The 14,268-nt window shown below is 52.1% G+C and carries 15 protein-coding genes and 1 riboswitch; all 15 genes read right to left on the bottom strand.

Translation table 11 applies throughout. The annotated features are described in order from the left end of the window. Positions 1–15: 15 nt before the first annotated feature. Positions 16–273: a phosphopantetheine-binding protein gene (locus B5F83_RS01890; RefSeq protein WP_087275275.1), complete on the bottom strand. Its 258-nt coding sequence runs from the start codon at positions 271–273 to the stop codon at positions 16–18. Positions 274–306: 33 nt separating this feature from the next. Then, complete coding sequence (locus tag B5F83_RS01885) at positions 307–2,070, bottom strand: beta-ketoacyl synthase N-terminal-like domain-containing protein (protein ID WP_087275277.1); 1,764 nt, start codon at positions 2,068–2,070, stop codon at positions 307–309. Then, complete coding sequence (locus B5F83_RS01880; protein WP_143822546.1) at positions 2,067–2,537, bottom strand: hypothetical protein; 471 nt, start codon at positions 2,535–2,537, stop codon at positions 2,067–2,069. Before B5F83_RS01880 ends, B5F83_RS01885 begins: the two co-directional genes overlap by 4 nt. Continuing rightward, positions 2,501–3,580 carry a class I SAM-dependent methyltransferase gene (locus B5F83_RS01875; RefSeq protein WP_087275281.1) on the bottom strand — a complete coding sequence of 360 codons (1,080 nt, stop codon included), beginning with the start codon at positions 3,578–3,580 and terminating at the stop codon, positions 2,501–2,503. Before B5F83_RS01875 ends, B5F83_RS01880 begins: the two co-directional genes overlap by 37 nt. 10 nt (positions 3,581–3,590) lie before the next feature. Beyond that, the gene (locus B5F83_RS01870; protein ID WP_087275284.1) at positions 3,591–4,490 is read right to left on the bottom strand and encodes a lysophospholipid acyltransferase family protein; all 900 of its coding nucleotides are present in this window, start codon (positions 4,488–4,490) and stop codon (positions 3,591–3,593) included. After that, on the bottom strand, positions 4,487–4,729 hold the full coding sequence (locus tag B5F83_RS01865; RefSeq protein ID WP_087275286.1) for an acyl carrier protein: 243 nt from the start codon (positions 4,727–4,729) through the stop codon (positions 4,487–4,489). Before B5F83_RS01865 ends, B5F83_RS01870 begins: the two co-directional genes overlap by 4 nt. A gap of 46 nt (positions 4,730–4,775) precedes the next feature. Next, complete coding sequence (gene ribE, locus B5F83_RS01860; RefSeq protein WP_087275288.1) at positions 4,776–5,240, bottom strand: 6,7-dimethyl-8-ribityllumazine synthase; 465 nt, start codon at positions 5,238–5,240, stop codon at positions 4,776–4,778. Between the two features lie 118 nt (positions 5,241–5,358). Continuing rightward, entirely contained in the window at positions 5,359–6,594 is a 1,236-nt protein-coding gene (locus tag B5F83_RS01855; RefSeq protein ID WP_087275290.1) for a bifunctional 3,4-dihydroxy-2-butanone-4-phosphate synthase/GTP cyclohydrolase II, read from the bottom strand. A 20-nt stretch (positions 6,595–6,614) separates the two neighbouring features. After that, complete coding sequence (locus B5F83_RS01850) at positions 6,615–7,319, bottom strand: riboflavin synthase (RefSeq protein ID WP_087275292.1); 705 nt, start codon at positions 7,317–7,319, stop codon at positions 6,615–6,617. Next, positions 7,301–8,473 (bottom strand): bifunctional diaminohydroxyphosphoribosylaminopyrimidine deaminase/5-amino-6-(5-phosphoribosylamino)uracil reductase RibD, encoded by a 1,173-nt coding sequence (gene ribD / locus B5F83_RS01845; RefSeq protein WP_239383797.1) that lies wholly within the window; start codon positions 8,471–8,473, stop codon positions 7,301–7,303. The genes B5F83_RS01850 and ribD overlap by 19 nt, the downstream gene beginning before the upstream one ends. Before the next feature lie 166 nt (positions 8,474–8,639). Continuing rightward, positions 8,640–8,762: riboswitch (FMN riboswitch) on the bottom strand. Positions 8,763–9,195: 433 nt separating this feature from the next. Further along, on the bottom strand, positions 9,196–9,927 hold the full coding sequence (locus B5F83_RS01840) for a LytTR family DNA-binding domain-containing protein (RefSeq protein WP_087275294.1): 732 nt from the start codon (positions 9,925–9,927) through the stop codon (positions 9,196–9,198). Further along, positions 9,924–10,994, bottom strand: a complete 1,071-nt coding sequence (locus B5F83_RS01835; protein WP_087275296.1) for a histidine kinase — start codon at positions 10,992–10,994, stop codon at positions 9,924–9,926. The genes B5F83_RS01840 and B5F83_RS01835 overlap by 4 nt, the downstream gene beginning before the upstream one ends. 40 nt (positions 10,995–11,034) lie before the next feature. Further along, entirely contained in the window at positions 11,035–12,255 is a 1,221-nt protein-coding gene (locus B5F83_RS01830; RefSeq protein WP_087275298.1) for an ABC transporter permease, read from the bottom strand. Positions 12,256–12,273: 18 nt separating this feature from the next. Further along, a complete protein-coding gene (locus B5F83_RS01825) occupies positions 12,274–13,017 on the bottom strand; it encodes an ABC transporter ATP-binding protein (RefSeq protein ID WP_087275300.1) in 744 nt (247 codons plus the stop codon). A gap of 54 nt (positions 13,018–13,071) precedes the next feature. Then, positions 13,072–14,268, bottom strand: a complete 1,197-nt coding sequence (locus B5F83_RS01820) for an efflux RND transporter periplasmic adaptor subunit (RefSeq protein WP_087275303.1) — start codon at positions 14,266–14,268, stop codon at positions 13,072–13,074.

Here is a 14,268-nt window from a genome sequence, read left to right as displayed (position 1 = left end):
GGCAGCACTCTCTGTCTATTTCGTCCTGTTTTCCTTAATATACTCCGCCATTGTCCTTACGGAGCGGAAAATCTCCTTTCCCTGTTTCGGGTCCTTGAGTTTTATACCGTATTTTCTCTCCATAAGCACTATGAGTTCCAGCGCATCTATCGAGTCGAGGCCGAGCCCCTCCCTGAACAGCGGGGCATCGGCATCTATGTCTTCAGGCTTCATGCCTTCGAAATTCAAAGCTTCTATTATCTGCTTTTTCAGTTCTTCTATCAGATTTTCCATTATCGTTAAAACTTATATCGTTCACAATCATTATCAGTCATTCGGCTTGCAGGTCCTTTCCATCAGCGACAGTTCGGCCGTACCCTCGCCGTCATACCAGTCGAGCCACCCGAAAAGCACCCTTGAGGATTTTCCTTCCGCGATAATCCTTTCCGCCTCGGATTCCATCCACCCGGCATCGTAGGAATCGGCTATATAGAATGTGGTTTCACCGTGCATGCCGTGCCTTATGGCAATCTCTCCGGCAACGATATTCGCCAGAGTATAGACGAAAAGCGCCGGGCTCGGGTAATAATTGCCCGGAGCTATGGTCGAAAGGTATTTCACGTCATCGTCCAGCGAAGCATGCCTTCCGGCCAGAATTATCGCCGCATCGTCCAAATCACCGTCGTAATCTCCGAGCAGCTGTTCCGCAACTGCAAAACCGAGGCGGCTCAGCATGTCCATCTTGAAAAATTTGGGATAATCGATGCCCAAACGGCGGTACATGTCGTTCGGCGAAGTTCCGGAAGCCTCCGTCCTGAGGGATGCGGCGATCCTTGTGCGGACAGGCTCCTGGACAGACTCCTGGACAGTCTCCGCTTCCATGCCGTTGACGTTATGTCCTATGACAAATCCGCTTTCATTTCCGGCCACGAAAACCGCCGAGGCATTGCAGCCCCCGAAACCCGAAACGGTCTTGATAAAGGCATCGCCTTCGAAAGCCCGCGGGGAAGAAACCACATCCAGCGCCACCGGAACCCCGTTTTCATGATAACCGGGCACCGGAAGGATATTGCCGTAACACATCTCATACATCGAAACTACCGTCTCCACAACTCCGGCGGCGCCGAGAGTATGGCCTATATATCCTTTCAGTGAATTGACCGGGATTCCGTCCAAAGAGGCCCGCGAAATGGCAACGGCCTCCATGGCATCATTGTACGCGGTCGCCGTACCGTGGGCGCAAATCAGGCCGGCCTTATGGCCTTCAAGTGCAGGCTTGATTCTGTCGAGTGTCCTGAAAAGGCCCTCCCCTGTCCTCGACGGGGCGGAGATATGCGTGGCATCGTTGGCTATGGCACCGGCCGCCAGGGCCAGGTATTTTCCGTTGAGTCCGGCCGCCGTGCCTACCTTGCGTGCCGCCTCCCTTGAAGCGAAGACCAAGGTAGCAGCGGCTTCTCCCAGATTAAGCCCATCCCTCGAAGCATCGAATGAACGTGCCCTTTCCCGGGACAGGGCCTTGAATGACTGGAATCCGGATATGATGAACGGGCATAACAGGTCGGCACCGACGACTACGGCAAAATCGTATTTCCCGCCGGAAAGCTGCCTGTCCGCCACAATCTGGGCTGAAAGTCCGGAAATGCAGGCATTCGACACGGTCAAAGGCCTGTTGGGATTGGAAAAACGCCTGCGGAGCACATCCGCACTGTGAGACAGAAGAAGCCTTTCGTCTTTTGAGAAGCCGTCTTCATGCTTCAGCAGCCCGATATTTCCCTTTGTAGTGGAAATTATGAAAAGCACCCGGGGCGAAGAAGGGTCCAGGCCGGCATAACCGTTGTCGGCCAACTGTTTCAATGCCCTGTCGACACTGCATGCCATAAGGGTTTCCAAACGGGTCATGCCATCGGTTTCCGTCGGAACTTCCGCAAACTGGAGGTCTTTTTCGAAAACCGAAGCAAAATAAGGCTCCAGGCCGCCTTCTTCCCCTTCATGAAGCCGCGAGGACGATTTTCCCGCCAGCATCGCCTCATAAACGGCCTCGGAAGTCCCGCCCAAAGGGCATATTATATTATCCGCTATCCTGTATATCATATTTTCATATTCTCATGTAAACCGCTCGTAGTCAGTCTCCCTTCGCAGACAAGCCTGTCTCCGGAAAAAACCTTCGCGTAAAACAGGAGCATCCCGTCGAAATCCCCGATTACTTCGATATTGCAGGTCAGTCTTGAGCCTGTTTCGGGAAGAAAATAAAATTCGGTCGCCGACAGCGCACCCAACACACCGATTTCCGGCTCGGTCTTTCCCGCAAGGAAATCACGGTATCCCGCATAGGCCGCACAGCTCTGGGCCATGAATTCGACAAGACCGCCCTCGCGCAGCACATTGCCTGCCGAAAGGATGCAGTCGGGCGAAACATCGAAGAATGTCACCGCATGTTTTTCACTGCATTCTTCCAATGAAGTCACGAAAACGAACGGCGGCTTCTGCGGAATGAAACGCCGGGCATCCGCCGGAAGGCCCGTCACTGCTTCTTCGAACATATCAGTATCGTATGGCATTTTCCTACATTGTCTATCCGTTCATCGACTTTCAGCCCCGCACGCTCCACGCATTCCAGCATATCGGAATAACCGTACATCTTGCTGTTGCCATTGGCCATTACGGTAAAATACAGCGATATCGCTGTCAGGGCGAACGCCGCGGTACCGTAAGGCTGCCTGTCCCAGAAACTCTCCATTATGTAAAGTTCCGTTTCATCAGACATAGAGGCCGCCGCCCTCGAAAGTATCGACACGACCTCTTCCGTACCGAAACAGTCTAAAAACTGGCTCATCCATATTTTATCGAAACCCGAAGGGAAAACCGTTCCCTCATCGAGCAGGTCTGCCGGATAAGCATGTATGCGCCCGTTTCCTTCCGACCCGGCCACTGCGTTTCGCATCATCTCTATCTGGCCCGGCAAATCCATCACCGTAACCTGCGCATCCTTGTCATAAGCTACGGCCTCCAATGCGAAACGGCCGGTATTCCCGCCGACATCGAGAATATTCTTCCCTCCCCTGTGCATAAGGACGGCCAGAGCCTCGGAGAAAGAATGGTCGCTATAATAATGGTCGAACGCGAACCAGCTTTTCTTCACTTCTTCAGGCAGATGCGGAAGCGCCTCGTAAATCGTCTTCCAGTCTCCGAAATGCCGCAGCCCCGCCGGCTTGCCTTCGCGTATGGCCTCTTCAAGATTGAACATCCCTATATAATTGACATCATGGTTGAAATCCATGTCGACCCTCACCATCTCATCGTTCAGAAGGAACCAGCCGGCCTTGGAACAGTAAAACCTGCCTTCCCTGTAAAGCAGTATTCCCATAGTCAGGGACGATTCGAAAAGTACCTGGACTCCGTAACGCGGCAGTGAGCAGGCCGCAACGGCCTCGTCTATCGTGAGCCCTTTCTCACCGGAGTCCGAAACCTTTTCAAGCAGGCCGCTCTTCACCATGAAGCGCGCAACCTGGAAAATCACAGGGCCCTGGCTTATCCAGTGCGCCGTCTTCTGGGCTTCGTATGCGCCCATCCTGTCTTCGGCAAAATCTTTTTCTACATCCATACTGCTTTCCTTATTTCCAGAAATCATAAAAATTGAACCATTGCAGAGGATATCGCCTCACTATTTCTTCAAGCCGCCCGCAAAACACGCCGGCCCTTGCCACCATCCTGTCCTTGTCGGAAGAATCGGCATCCTGCAAATCCACCTTTTCCCAGAAGACCTTGTAACGGCAGTGGCCGGTCCTCATCACGAATGCGGTATAGATGGGCACGTCCATCTTTACCGACAGGGCGAACGCTCCGGCCGGAATCTCCGTTTCCTTTCCGAAAAGGCTGCACCACAGCCCTCTCGCGCCTTCGGTCATCCTGTCGGCCATCATCAGTATGACCCCTCCCTCGTCAAGGGCATTGTTAATCTCGAAGAGATAATCAGTATCCTCTCCGACGGGGATAAGGTGTATATGATTGGCCTTCAGGGCCTCCGCCCTTTTCTTCAGGATTTCCTCATGTTCCCCGCCATAGACCGTACAGAAGCACTCCTTGTCATGCTGGGAAAACAATGTCCCGAGGGCTTCGAGATTGCCCACATGGGCGCTGATGATTATTGCCCCGTCCCCGCTTGCATGTATCTCTTTCTGGACGGCCGATGCGGCTTCGTCCATTTCGAGTTCATACCTCCCGGTAGCCCCACCGTAGGATGCGAACTTGTCGACTACTATCTTTCCGAAACAGTAATAGCATCCCCATAACGAGCGGAACGCCTTCCATCTGCCGAAGCCCATCCTGTTACGGTAAAAATCAAAAACCGCCCGGCGGCCTCCGTTTTTCGAAAACACATAGAACGGTATGGCGAAAGCCATGAAAAAATATACGAAGGAAGCCCCGAAATTTTTAACCAGGTACGATACGGCCCTGATTCCGAAACTTCCTCCACCTGTCTGTCCCTGCCATCGGGTACCGCCGTCACTCATCCGAGTTTCTCCCCGATATAGTCGTAAAACTGGCCCAGGGTCTTGACATTCTTCATTTCCTCGGGCTTTATCTTGAAGCCGAACTCCCTTTCGCAAATGACGACTATGTCGACAAAATCCAATGAATCTATGCCGAGGTCTTCCTTCAGCCTCGCATCATCTTCCAACTTATCCTCGTCCAATTCGATTTCATCCACAAGGAAGCGGCAAACCGTCTTTCTTATATCTTCTTTTTCCATAAAATTTTCCTATGAATTGACAAAGATAGTGATTTTTCGTTCACATTCAGTGCATCTGCGACATGAGATTTACCATCTCGATGGCTGATACCATGGCATCGGAGCCCTTGTTCCCGGCCTTAGTTCCGGCCCTTTCGATTGCCTGCTCGATGGAATCCGTGGTAATTACGCCGAAAAGCACCGGTTTGCCGCACTCCAAAGCAACCTGCGCAATGCCTTTGGAAACCTCATTGGCAACCATGTCGAAATGCGGGGTAGCCCCTCTGATAACGGCTCCGAGGCATACTATAGCATCATATTTGTCGTTGAGAGCCATTTTCTTTGCCACGGACGGGATTTCAAAGGCGCCGGGCACCCACGCAAGTTCGAGGTCGTCCGGATTGCCCCCGTGTCTGAGAAAGGCATCCTCGGCGCCGGAAATCAATTTGGATGTGATGAATTCGTTAAAACGGGAGGCCACTATGCCTATCCTCTGGCCGGAGGCCGTCAGTTTTCCTTCTATAACTTTCATATTCACTTCTTTTTTAGTTATTTATTAATTTGTTTTATCTTGTCTCTTGCTTGTCATACTTCCTGTTTCTCATATTTCGCGATTGTCATGATTAGCGATTAGGGAATCCCCCTCCCTTTCAACGGTTGCCTGTTCCGTTCAAATCGCGGACATGGAGAAGATGACCCATTTTCTTGTACTTCGTATAGAGGTAACGCTCGTCCTTACCGTTGGAAGCTATCTCTATCGGCTCGCGCCTGACTATCTCTATGCCATAGCCTTCAAGCCCGGTAATCTTCGCCGGATTGTTCGTCATGAGTATCATCTTCCTGACTCCGAGGTGGGCGAGTATGGACGCCCCGGTACCGTATTCCCGCTGGTCGGCCTTGAACCCGAGGGCGAGATTGGCCTCTACCGTATCCATGCCCTCGTCCTGAAGATGGTATGCTTTCAGTTTGTTGATAAGGCCTATGCCCCGGCCTTCCTGGCGCATGTAAAGCAGCACTCCCCTGCCCGCTTTTTCGATACGGCGCATGGCCTCCGCAAGCTGGTCTCCGCAATCGCAGCGCAAGGAGCCGAAAGCATCTCCCGTGAGGCATTCGGAATGGACACGGCAAAGCACCGGCTCATCCGTGGACACATCGCCTTTCACAAGGGCTATGTGATGTTCCCCCGTAATCTTGCTGACATAACCGTATGACCTGAAATTGCCGTATTTCGTAGGCATGTCCGCTTCGGCAACGCATTCCACGAGAATTTCGCTGCGGCGGCGGTACTTGATAAGGTCGGCTATGGTTATCATCCTGATTCCATGTTCCTTGGCAAATTCAATAAGCTCCGGGGTGCGCATCATCGTGCCGTCTTCGCGCATGATTTCACAGCAGAGGCCGCACTCTTCAAGGCCTGCTATCCTCATCAAATCCACGGTAGCCTCCGTATGCCCGGTTCTCACCAGCACTCCGCCTTTGCGGGCTTCGAGCGGAAACATGTGCCCCGGCCTGCGGAAATCGTAGGGCTTCGCATCCGGAGCCACGCATTTCATGGCAGTTACCGAGCGTTCCACTGCCGATATGCCGGTCGTTGTGGACACATGGTCTATCGAAACCGTGAAAGCAGTGGAATGGTTGTCGGTATTCTCCGCAACCATCTGCTTCAAATCGAGCTTGCGGGTCATTTCCGCACTCATCGGCATGCATATCAGGCCCTTGGCGTATGAAGCCATGAAATTTACATTTTCAGTGGTCGCATAACGTGCGGCGCATATCAGGTCGCCTTCGTTTTCCCTGTCGGGGTCGTCCACCGCAATAATCATCTTGCCGCTGCGCAAATCCTCCACAGCCTCTTCTATCGTACTGAAATATTTTCTGAAATCCATTTTGAATATTTTAAAATATTTTAAAATCCGTTTTCCCTTAAAAATTCTTCCGTAATCCCGGAAGGACGGCCCTGCGTCGCCTGTCTTCCGTCTGAAAGCACTGCCTGTATTCCGTCCGAGAGCACCGGTCTTCCGTCCGAAACCGACAGCAGCCTCCCGATATAACGGGCGAGTATGTCCACTTCCACGTTCACCGTATCCCCTGCCTTAAGAAGACCGAGTGTCGTGGACTGCCGGGTATGGGGTATCAGTGAGACCGAAAAACCGTCCGCATGCAGCCGCGATACCGTAAGGCTCGCCCCGTCAATGGTGACAGAGCCTTTTTCGGCTATATACCCGAGGATATCCTGAGGAACGGCTATCCTTGCGACCACTGCATTATCCTCGGTTTCAAGCGATACCACGCTGCCACAGGCATCCGTATGTCCGGAAACGATATGTCCCCCGAACCTTCCTCCGGCGGGCATGGCCCTTTCAAGATTGACCGGAGAACCGGGACGGAGATGCTGCAATGCGCTGCGCCTCAACGTCTGCGGCATGACATCCGCCGAAAAACCGGAATTTTCGAGAGCGGTAACTGTCAGACATACGCCGTTCACAGCGATACTGTCACCTATGGCCGTACCTTCAAGGACCTTATCCGCCGATATTCCGAGTACGGCGCTGTGCGCACCGTGCCTTACGGACACGATTCTGCCTATTTCCTCTATGATTCCCGTAAACATATTTTCCTGTCCAATGTTTCAAAAAATTCTTTCCTGTATGCATGTATCTCCAAATCGTCCCCGGAAAGGGCGATGTCGGCCACGGCCATCGGGACGGCCTGACACATTTTCATAAAACCGTCGCCCCCTACCGGACCTTTGGCATTGCCTCCTCCTATGATTTTCGGGGCCACGAAAACATAATATTCGTCCACGAGGCCGGCGCTGACGAAACTCCAGGCCGTTTCCGCCCCGCCTTCCACAAGTATGGAATCAATCCCCATGGACCCCAATTCATCGCACAGACAGGCCACATCCGGACGGCTGCTCCCGTCAGCTTCACAAAGCAGTGTCTCCACACCGAGAGCGTTCAGCCTCTTCAGGGACTGCCCGGAGGCCTTCTCCGTATGCACGACGACTGTCCGGTATTCCCTTGCCGTACGCACTATTTTGCTGTCGACCGGTATGGATGCGGACGAATCGAGAATAATCCTGACCGGAGAACGTAATCCCGCGGAAGGCTCCACCCTGCAATTCAGCATCGGGTCGTCGGCAAGCACCGTCCCTATCCCGACAATTATGCCGGTATAACGGTTCCTCAGCAGATGTGCCTTACGCCTCGACTGTTCTCCGGAAATCCATTTCGAATCCCCCGACACTGCCGCTATCTTCCCGTCAGCAGTCATGGCATATTTCAGGACCGTCCACGGCCGGCGCGAAGTGATGTATTTCAGGAAAACCCTGTTCTGCTCCATCAGTGCGTTTTCACACAGGCCGCATTCGGTCACGATTCCCGCCGACCGCAATATCTCCAGCCCTTTGCCGCACACCAAGGGATTAGGGTCTCCCAGACCTGCCACTACACGTGCTATACCGGCTTCGACAATGGCATCGGTACATGGAGGCTGTTTCCCGTAATGGCAGCATGGTTCGAGGGTCACATACATGGTGGCACCAACCGGAGACTCCCCGTTGGCCTTGCAGTCCAGCAGTGCCTCCCTCTCCGCATGAAGGCCTCCGTATCTTACATGATGCCCCTTACCTATGACTTTCCCGTCCTTTACAATCACGGCCCCGACCATAGGGTTCGGACTGACAGCCCCGACACCCTTTTCTGCCTCGGCCATCGCCATCATCATATATTGTTTGTCCGTTCCGTCCGACATAACCTTCATAACCTTCATCAAGCATAGACCGTCTGCGGCAAACCGCAATCAGCCATCATCATTACTAAGAAGTTGTTTAAAAATATAGTTTCAAATAAAATTCGTTTCAAATAAAAAACCCCGGGCATAACACCCAGGGCTACATATCCAACCAAATACACGGCCGCGAGGCCGCCGCATCCCGTCTTCCATCCGGACTTTGACCGTCGGTACCGGAGTTCCACCGGTTCAGTCCCTTTTCAGGGAGTCGCGGACTGTTACCGCCGGTAGGGAATTACACCCTGCCCTGAGAGATACTTTAGAAGCTGTTTAAAACAGTGTCTTAATTTTCGGCAGCAAATATACATAGAAGCCGAGAGTAATGCAAATTTATTTGCAAAGGTGCCGGAGAAGTGCCGGGGAATGCCGGGGCGTGCCCGGTTTGTCACTATTCTTGCATGCCGCGATTCCGCTTCCGGCGGCCCAAGAAACAAAATCTCTGCCTAAAGAATGACGGGAAAAGGGGTGGAAGTGGAATGAGGAGGAAAAATAGGATTTTGTCGTGTCATTTTCCACCCCACAGCCAGCCTACCCTTTCCGGAGCAACTGACAATCAACAACTTGCAAAAACAGGGCTGTCTTTGGGTACTTCCAGACATACCCAAAAGCAGGAATAATTTTAGTAAAATATTGATTATCAACATATTACAAAAACAGAAGATGGACATGGGGTGAGTTTTTCCGCCGCCACCTTACAATAGCGACTGCAACAGCTCCCTGTAACTTTCCCCCACAGGAATGCGGCGGCCTTCAGCGGAGGAAGTCGCCCCCCTGACGATTACGCCTCCCCTCTCTATCGCGCGGATTTTGTCTTTCCGTACTATGAAAGAGCGGTGTATGCGGATAAAATCCCCGGAAGGGAGCCGGGATTCGACAGTTTTCATCCCCATCAGCGACAGGACAGGCTCCCTGCTGCCCGAAAGGTATATTTTCACATAGTCCTTCATCCCTTCGATATACAGTATCTCGTCAAAATAGATTTGTATATATCTGTATTCACTCTTCACGAAAAACGAACTGCGCACCGGGGCGGAAGGGGATGGAAAACGCTCCAGAACCCTGCCGGCGGCTTCAAGAAAATCCTTGTATGAAATCGGTTTGAGCAGATAATCAACAGCATTGACCTTGTATCCGTCGATGGCATAACGGTCGAAAGCCGTCGTAAAGACAATCTTGACCGACTTGTCTATCATCCGCGAAAAATCCAGCCCGTCCAACTCCGGCATCTGTATATCGAGGAAGACCAGGTCGACCTGCATAGCGGCCAAGGCCCCCAAAGCCTCTACGGCACTGGAATAAGCCCCGGAAAGGGAGAGGAAAGGTGTTTTCTCCACATACGAAACCATCAGCGACAGGGCAAGCGGTTCATCATCCACGACCGCACAGCGCAAAATACGGTTATCAGGCAAAACTGGTGTTGTCATTGTCTTCTTCCCTCCTCTTTCATCAGTTCCAGACGGGAAAAATACTCCCCGCCGCCGGGCATCAGGCCCTTTTCCCACGAATAACCGCCGGGATACAGCAGTTCAAGCCTTTTCCCGACCTGCTCCAGACCGATTCCGGAACCGCTCCTGTCCGAATGGGGTTTCGGGTGGTAACTGTTCCTTATGTCGCAGACGATACGGTCCGGAGTCTCGTCGAAAAATATCCTTATATGGCTCCGTTCCACCGGCGATATCCCGTGCTTGAAAGCATTTTCGATAAGCGATATGAAGACCAGCGGAGCCACCGGCGTACGGCTGTCCGGAGAGACTTTTATATCGGTCTCGACCGAAACATTCGCTGAAACACGGATTTTCATAAGATAAATATAATCCTTGATAAAATCCATTTCCTTTCCGAGCGGCACTGTATCCTGGTTGTTGTCGTACAGGACATATCTCAGAAGCCGGCTGAGCTCCGACACCGCCTCCTGAGCCTTTTCGGAATCTATGGAAATGAGGGCATAAATATTATTCAGGGTATTGAGCAGAAAATGCGGATTCAGCTGATTGCGAAGATTTTTCAGTTCCGCCTCGCTCCTGCTCTTCTCCGCCTCGCGTCTCGCATTTTCAGCCTGCTGCCACCTTACGCTCATCTTGACCAGGGCGGAAAGGCATATTATTATGAAAATGGACACGAAATCCCGGATGAATGAAAACAGGACCGGATTGATTTTGAACCGCGGCCCGGGCGCATCGGGGACGAAAGAATACATTTGCCAGAGCATCATGGCGGTCGAAAGCACCAAGGCCACGCAAACATTCGCAATCACGAACCTGTGCTTCCTTCCGTTAAACAGCAGGCGCGGAATCAGGATGAAATAATTCAGATAGAAGGCGGCACAAAGCACCGTAAGGTTCAGGCAATGTCTCGAAAACCTGCCCCAGTCTATGCTTTCCCAACTGCGGTTCCACATGAAAAAAAGCGGAAGGGCGAAAAAAAGCGCCCAGACGATAATGTGTATTACCGCCCCGGGAACTTTGGAATGTGGTTTCTGCATCACGGCCATTCGTACTCGTTATTTTGCACCTCGCTATTTTTTCACCTCGTTATTCGTACCTCAACGCGTCTATAGGGTCAAGATTGGAGGCCTTGCGTGCCGGATACCATCCGAAGAACACACCGGTTACGGTGCAGACTACGAAAGACAGCACTATGCTCCAGGTCTGGATGCTTACGGGCCAGTCTGCAAGATATTTGATTGCCATGCAGGCCGAACAGCCTATCAGCACTCCTATCACTCCTCCTGTAAAACTTATAAGGACGGCCTCGATGAGGAACTGTGTCAGCACATCAATGCCGCGCGCCCCCACGGACATCCTGAGGCCGATTTCCTTTGTCCTCTCCGTTACCGAAACGTACATGATGTTCATGATGCCGATGCCGCCGACAATCAGCGAGATTCCGGCTATGCAGGCAAGCAGTGTCGTCAGAAGGTTCATTGTCGTATTCAGCATCTCGCTCAGCTCCTGCTGGCTGCGGACATCGAAATCATCGGCTTCGTCCTGCCCGAGATTATGCTCCTGCCTCAGAATGCTCGTAATCTCCGATATGGCATAATCAGTCATTTCTTCGGAGAGCGCCGAAGAAAATATGCCCTGGAGATATGTCTGGGACAGCAGCCTTTTCATCACCGTGGTATACGGGGCTATGACTATATCGTCCTGGTCCATACCCATCGAATTGTAACCCTTGGATTCCAATACCCCGACTACCCTGAACGGCACCTGGTTGAAACGTATCGTACGGCCTATCGGGTCACCCCCGTCAGGAAAAAGGTTGTCAGCTATGGTCTTTCCTATGACACAGACCTTGGCCGAAGCCTGTATGTCCTGCTCCGTGAACATCTCACCGTCTTCGATATTTAACTGCCTGATTTGCAGATAATCGATTCCGGCACCGGTAACTGTAGAAGGATAGTTGTTGTTGCCGCTGACAAGCTGGCCGGACGAAGTAACGTACGGGCTGACTGCCGAAAGGAAAATAGATTCGTCCCTCAGGGCCTCATAGTTTTCAAGCTTCAGGGTCTGCATCTCGGAAGGGTCGAGCCTCACACCCGCACGCCTTTCGCCTCCGGGAAAAATCATTATGATGTTGGAGCCCATGCCCTTGATTTCATCCTGGATGCTCTGCTTCGAACCTTGGCCGAGGGCAATCATGGTTATCACCGAAGCTATGCCGATGATGATTCCCAGCATCGTCAGGACCGCCCTCATCTTATTGTTTGCAAGGGCCTTTAAAGATATCTTGAATAAATTAGTCCAATTCATCGCCAATCAGTTATTTACTCAGTCGTCGGTCTTCGGAAGCGAAGCGAGTGTCGCTTCCGCCGAAAGTATGTTTTCATTGAGCCTATCTTCGATAATATGGCCGTCGCGGAGCCTGATATTGCGGCTGCTATATCCGGAAATCTCTGGATTGTGGGTCACGAAAATTATCGTCCTTCCTTCCGAATGAAGTTTCTGGAACAGCACCAGGATATCGAAAGAGGTACGCGAATCGAGGTTTCCCGTGGCCTCGTCCGCAAGTATGACGGCCGGATTGTTTACAAGGGCCCTGGCAATCGCCACCCTCTGCATCTGACCTCCCGACATCTGGTTCGACTTGTGTTTCAGCCTGTCGCCGAGCCCGACGGCCTCAAGGGCCTCTATCGCCCTGCGCCGTCTCTCGGAACCGGATATCTCGGGATTGTACATAAGCGGAAGTTCCACATTCTCAATGGCAGTGGATTTTGCAAGGAGATTGTAGTTCTGGAACACGAAACCTATCTTCCTGTTCCGGAGAATCGCCCTCTGGTTCTTGCCCATCGTCCGGACCGGAATCCCGTCGAGCAGATATTCGCCCGAAGTGGGAGTATCCAGGCAGCCGAGGATGTTCAGCAGAGTGGATTTTCCAGAGCCGGAAGCGCCCATGATTGTCACGAATTCCCCCTTATGGATATCGAAGGAAACTCCCCGCAAGGCATGGACGGTCTCGTCACCGACTATGAAATCCCTCTTTATATTGTCAATTTTAATAACACAGTCACTCATAACAACTTCGACTATTTTCAATCGATATTAATCAACATTCACGCCCGCACGTGGCTACCTCCTCGCTCCCGGATGCCCCATGAAACCGCGCGGTGGCTGGTTGTTCGCCACAGGTATCGCAAGCGAGACTCCGGTAACGACTTCTGTACCTTCGGGCACTCCGCCTGTAATCTCGGTGAAAGTCCCGTCGGAAATCCCTGTCTCCACAGGATATGCCGTGAAAACGTTTCCTTCCTTGACCCAAAGTTTCTGGGACGAATCGCAGTCCTTGATTACATCCTTGCGGCTTGTAAGAGGCTCACCCGGCATGAAGCGCAAGGCCTTGGACGGAACGAGCAGGACGTTTTCATGCTCTTCGGTATAAATGGTTATATTCGCCGTAAGCCTCGGTTTCAGCTTCAGGTCCGGATTGGCCGCCGAAATGACGACTTCGTATGTAACGACACTTTCGGTCGAAGTGGAAGCGACTGAAGATGAAGAAGAATTGCTGCTGCCGAGCCTTATCTGCATTACGCGGCCTTCGAAAACATCGTCCGGATATGCATCGACGGTGAACGAAACCCTCTGCCCGTCCTTAACTCCGCCTATGTCGGCCTCATCCACATCGGCAATCACCTGCATCTGTGTCAGGTCTGCCGCTATGTTGAAAAGCGTAGGTGTTTCGAAACCGGCGGCAACGGTCTGGCCTTCCTCGACCGCCCGGTCTATGACCACACCGTTTATCGGAGAAGTGATTGTAGCATACGAAAGGTTCCTTTCTGCCTTCGCAAGAGCGGCTTCGTTGGTATGGAACGTACTTTCCGCCATACGGTAATTGTAAAGGGCCTGTTCGTATTCAGTGTCGCTTATGAGGGATTTTTCGTGCAATGCCTTGCTGCGCTCATAATTTTTCGTCTGGTATTCGTACTCAGCCTTGCTCCCTTCGTACTGGGCCTTGGCCGAAGCGAGTTCGCTTTCAAGTGTCACCTTGTCCATTTCCGCTATAAGCTGGCCTTCCTTGACAATAGAATTGTAATCCACATATATCTTGTCGATGATTCCCGACACCTGGGTACCTACTTCGACTTCCGTTACCGGCTCTATCGTTCCGGTAGCCGTAACTGACTTTGACACATTGCCGTAAGTCACCGGAGCCGTTTCATATACCAGTTTGTTCTTTTCCGAGTTCTTTCCAAAGACAATCAGAAGCACGGCCGCAACGACTATGGCCGCAATGACCGTGATTGAAACGATTCTTTTCCCTTTTTTCAT

This window comes from Muribaculum sp. An289 (assembly GCF_002159555.1).
In the GTDB taxonomy this organism is placed as follows: Bacteria; Bacteroidota; Bacteroidia; order Bacteroidales; family UBA932; genus Merdivivens; species Merdivivens faecigallinarum.
The sequence above is the reverse complement of the archived record's forward strand: the minus strand, read 5'-3'. Positions and strand labels throughout refer to the sequence as shown.

Bases quoted from the DNA above. Each gene is read 5' to 3' on its own strand.
- B5F83_RS01890 (WP_087275275.1), bottom strand. From the start codon at position 273: ATGGAAAATCTGATAGAAGAACTGAAAAAGCAGATAATAGAAGCTTTG.
- B5F83_RS01885 (WP_087275277.1), bottom strand. From the start codon at position 2,070: ATGATATACAGGATAGCGGATAATATAATATGCCCTTTGGGCGGGACT.
- B5F83_RS01880 (WP_143822546.1), bottom strand. From the start codon at position 2,537: ATGCCATACGATACTGATATGTTCGAAGAAGCAGTGACGGGCCTTCCG.
- B5F83_RS01875 (WP_087275281.1), bottom strand. From the start codon at position 3,580: ATGGATGTAGAAAAAGATTTTGCCGAAGACAGGATGGGCGCATACGAA.
- B5F83_RS01870 (WP_087275284.1), bottom strand. From the start codon at position 4,490: ATGAGTGACGGCGGTACCCGATGGCAGGGACAGACAGGTGGAGGAAGT.
- B5F83_RS01865 (WP_087275286.1), bottom strand. From the start codon at position 4,729: ATGGAAAAAGAAGATATAAGAAAGACGGTTTGCCGCTTCCTTGTGGAT.
- ribE (WP_087275288.1), bottom strand. From the start codon at position 5,240: ATGAAAGTTATAGAAGGAAAACTGACGGCCTCCGGCCAGAGGATAGGC.
- B5F83_RS01855 (WP_087275290.1), bottom strand. From the start codon at position 6,594: ATGGATTTCAGAAAATATTTCAGTACGATAGAAGAGGCTGTGGAGGAT.
- B5F83_RS01850 (WP_087275292.1), bottom strand. From the start codon at position 7,319: ATGTTTACGGGAATCATAGAGGAAATAGGCAGAATCGTGTCCGTAAGG.
- ribD (WP_239383797.1), bottom strand. From the start codon at position 8,473: ATGAAGGTTATGTCGGACGGAACGGACAAACAATATATGATGATGGCG.
- B5F83_RS01840 (WP_087275294.1), bottom strand. From the start codon at position 9,927: ATGACAACACCAGTTTTGCCTGATAACCGTATTTTGCGCTGTGCGGTC.
- B5F83_RS01835 (WP_087275296.1), bottom strand. From the start codon at position 10,994: ATGGCCGTGATGCAGAAACCACATTCCAAAGTTCCCGGGGCGGTAATA.
- B5F83_RS01830 (WP_087275298.1), bottom strand. From the start codon at position 12,255: ATGAATTGGACTAATTTATTCAAGATATCTTTAAAGGCCCTTGCAAAC.
- B5F83_RS01825 (WP_087275300.1), bottom strand. From the start codon at position 13,017: ATGAGTGACTGTGTTATTAAAATTGACAATATAAAGAGGGATTTCATA.
- B5F83_RS01820 (WP_087275303.1), bottom strand. From the start codon at position 14,268: ATGAAAAAAGGGAAAAGAATCGTTTCAATCACGGTCATTGCGGCCATA.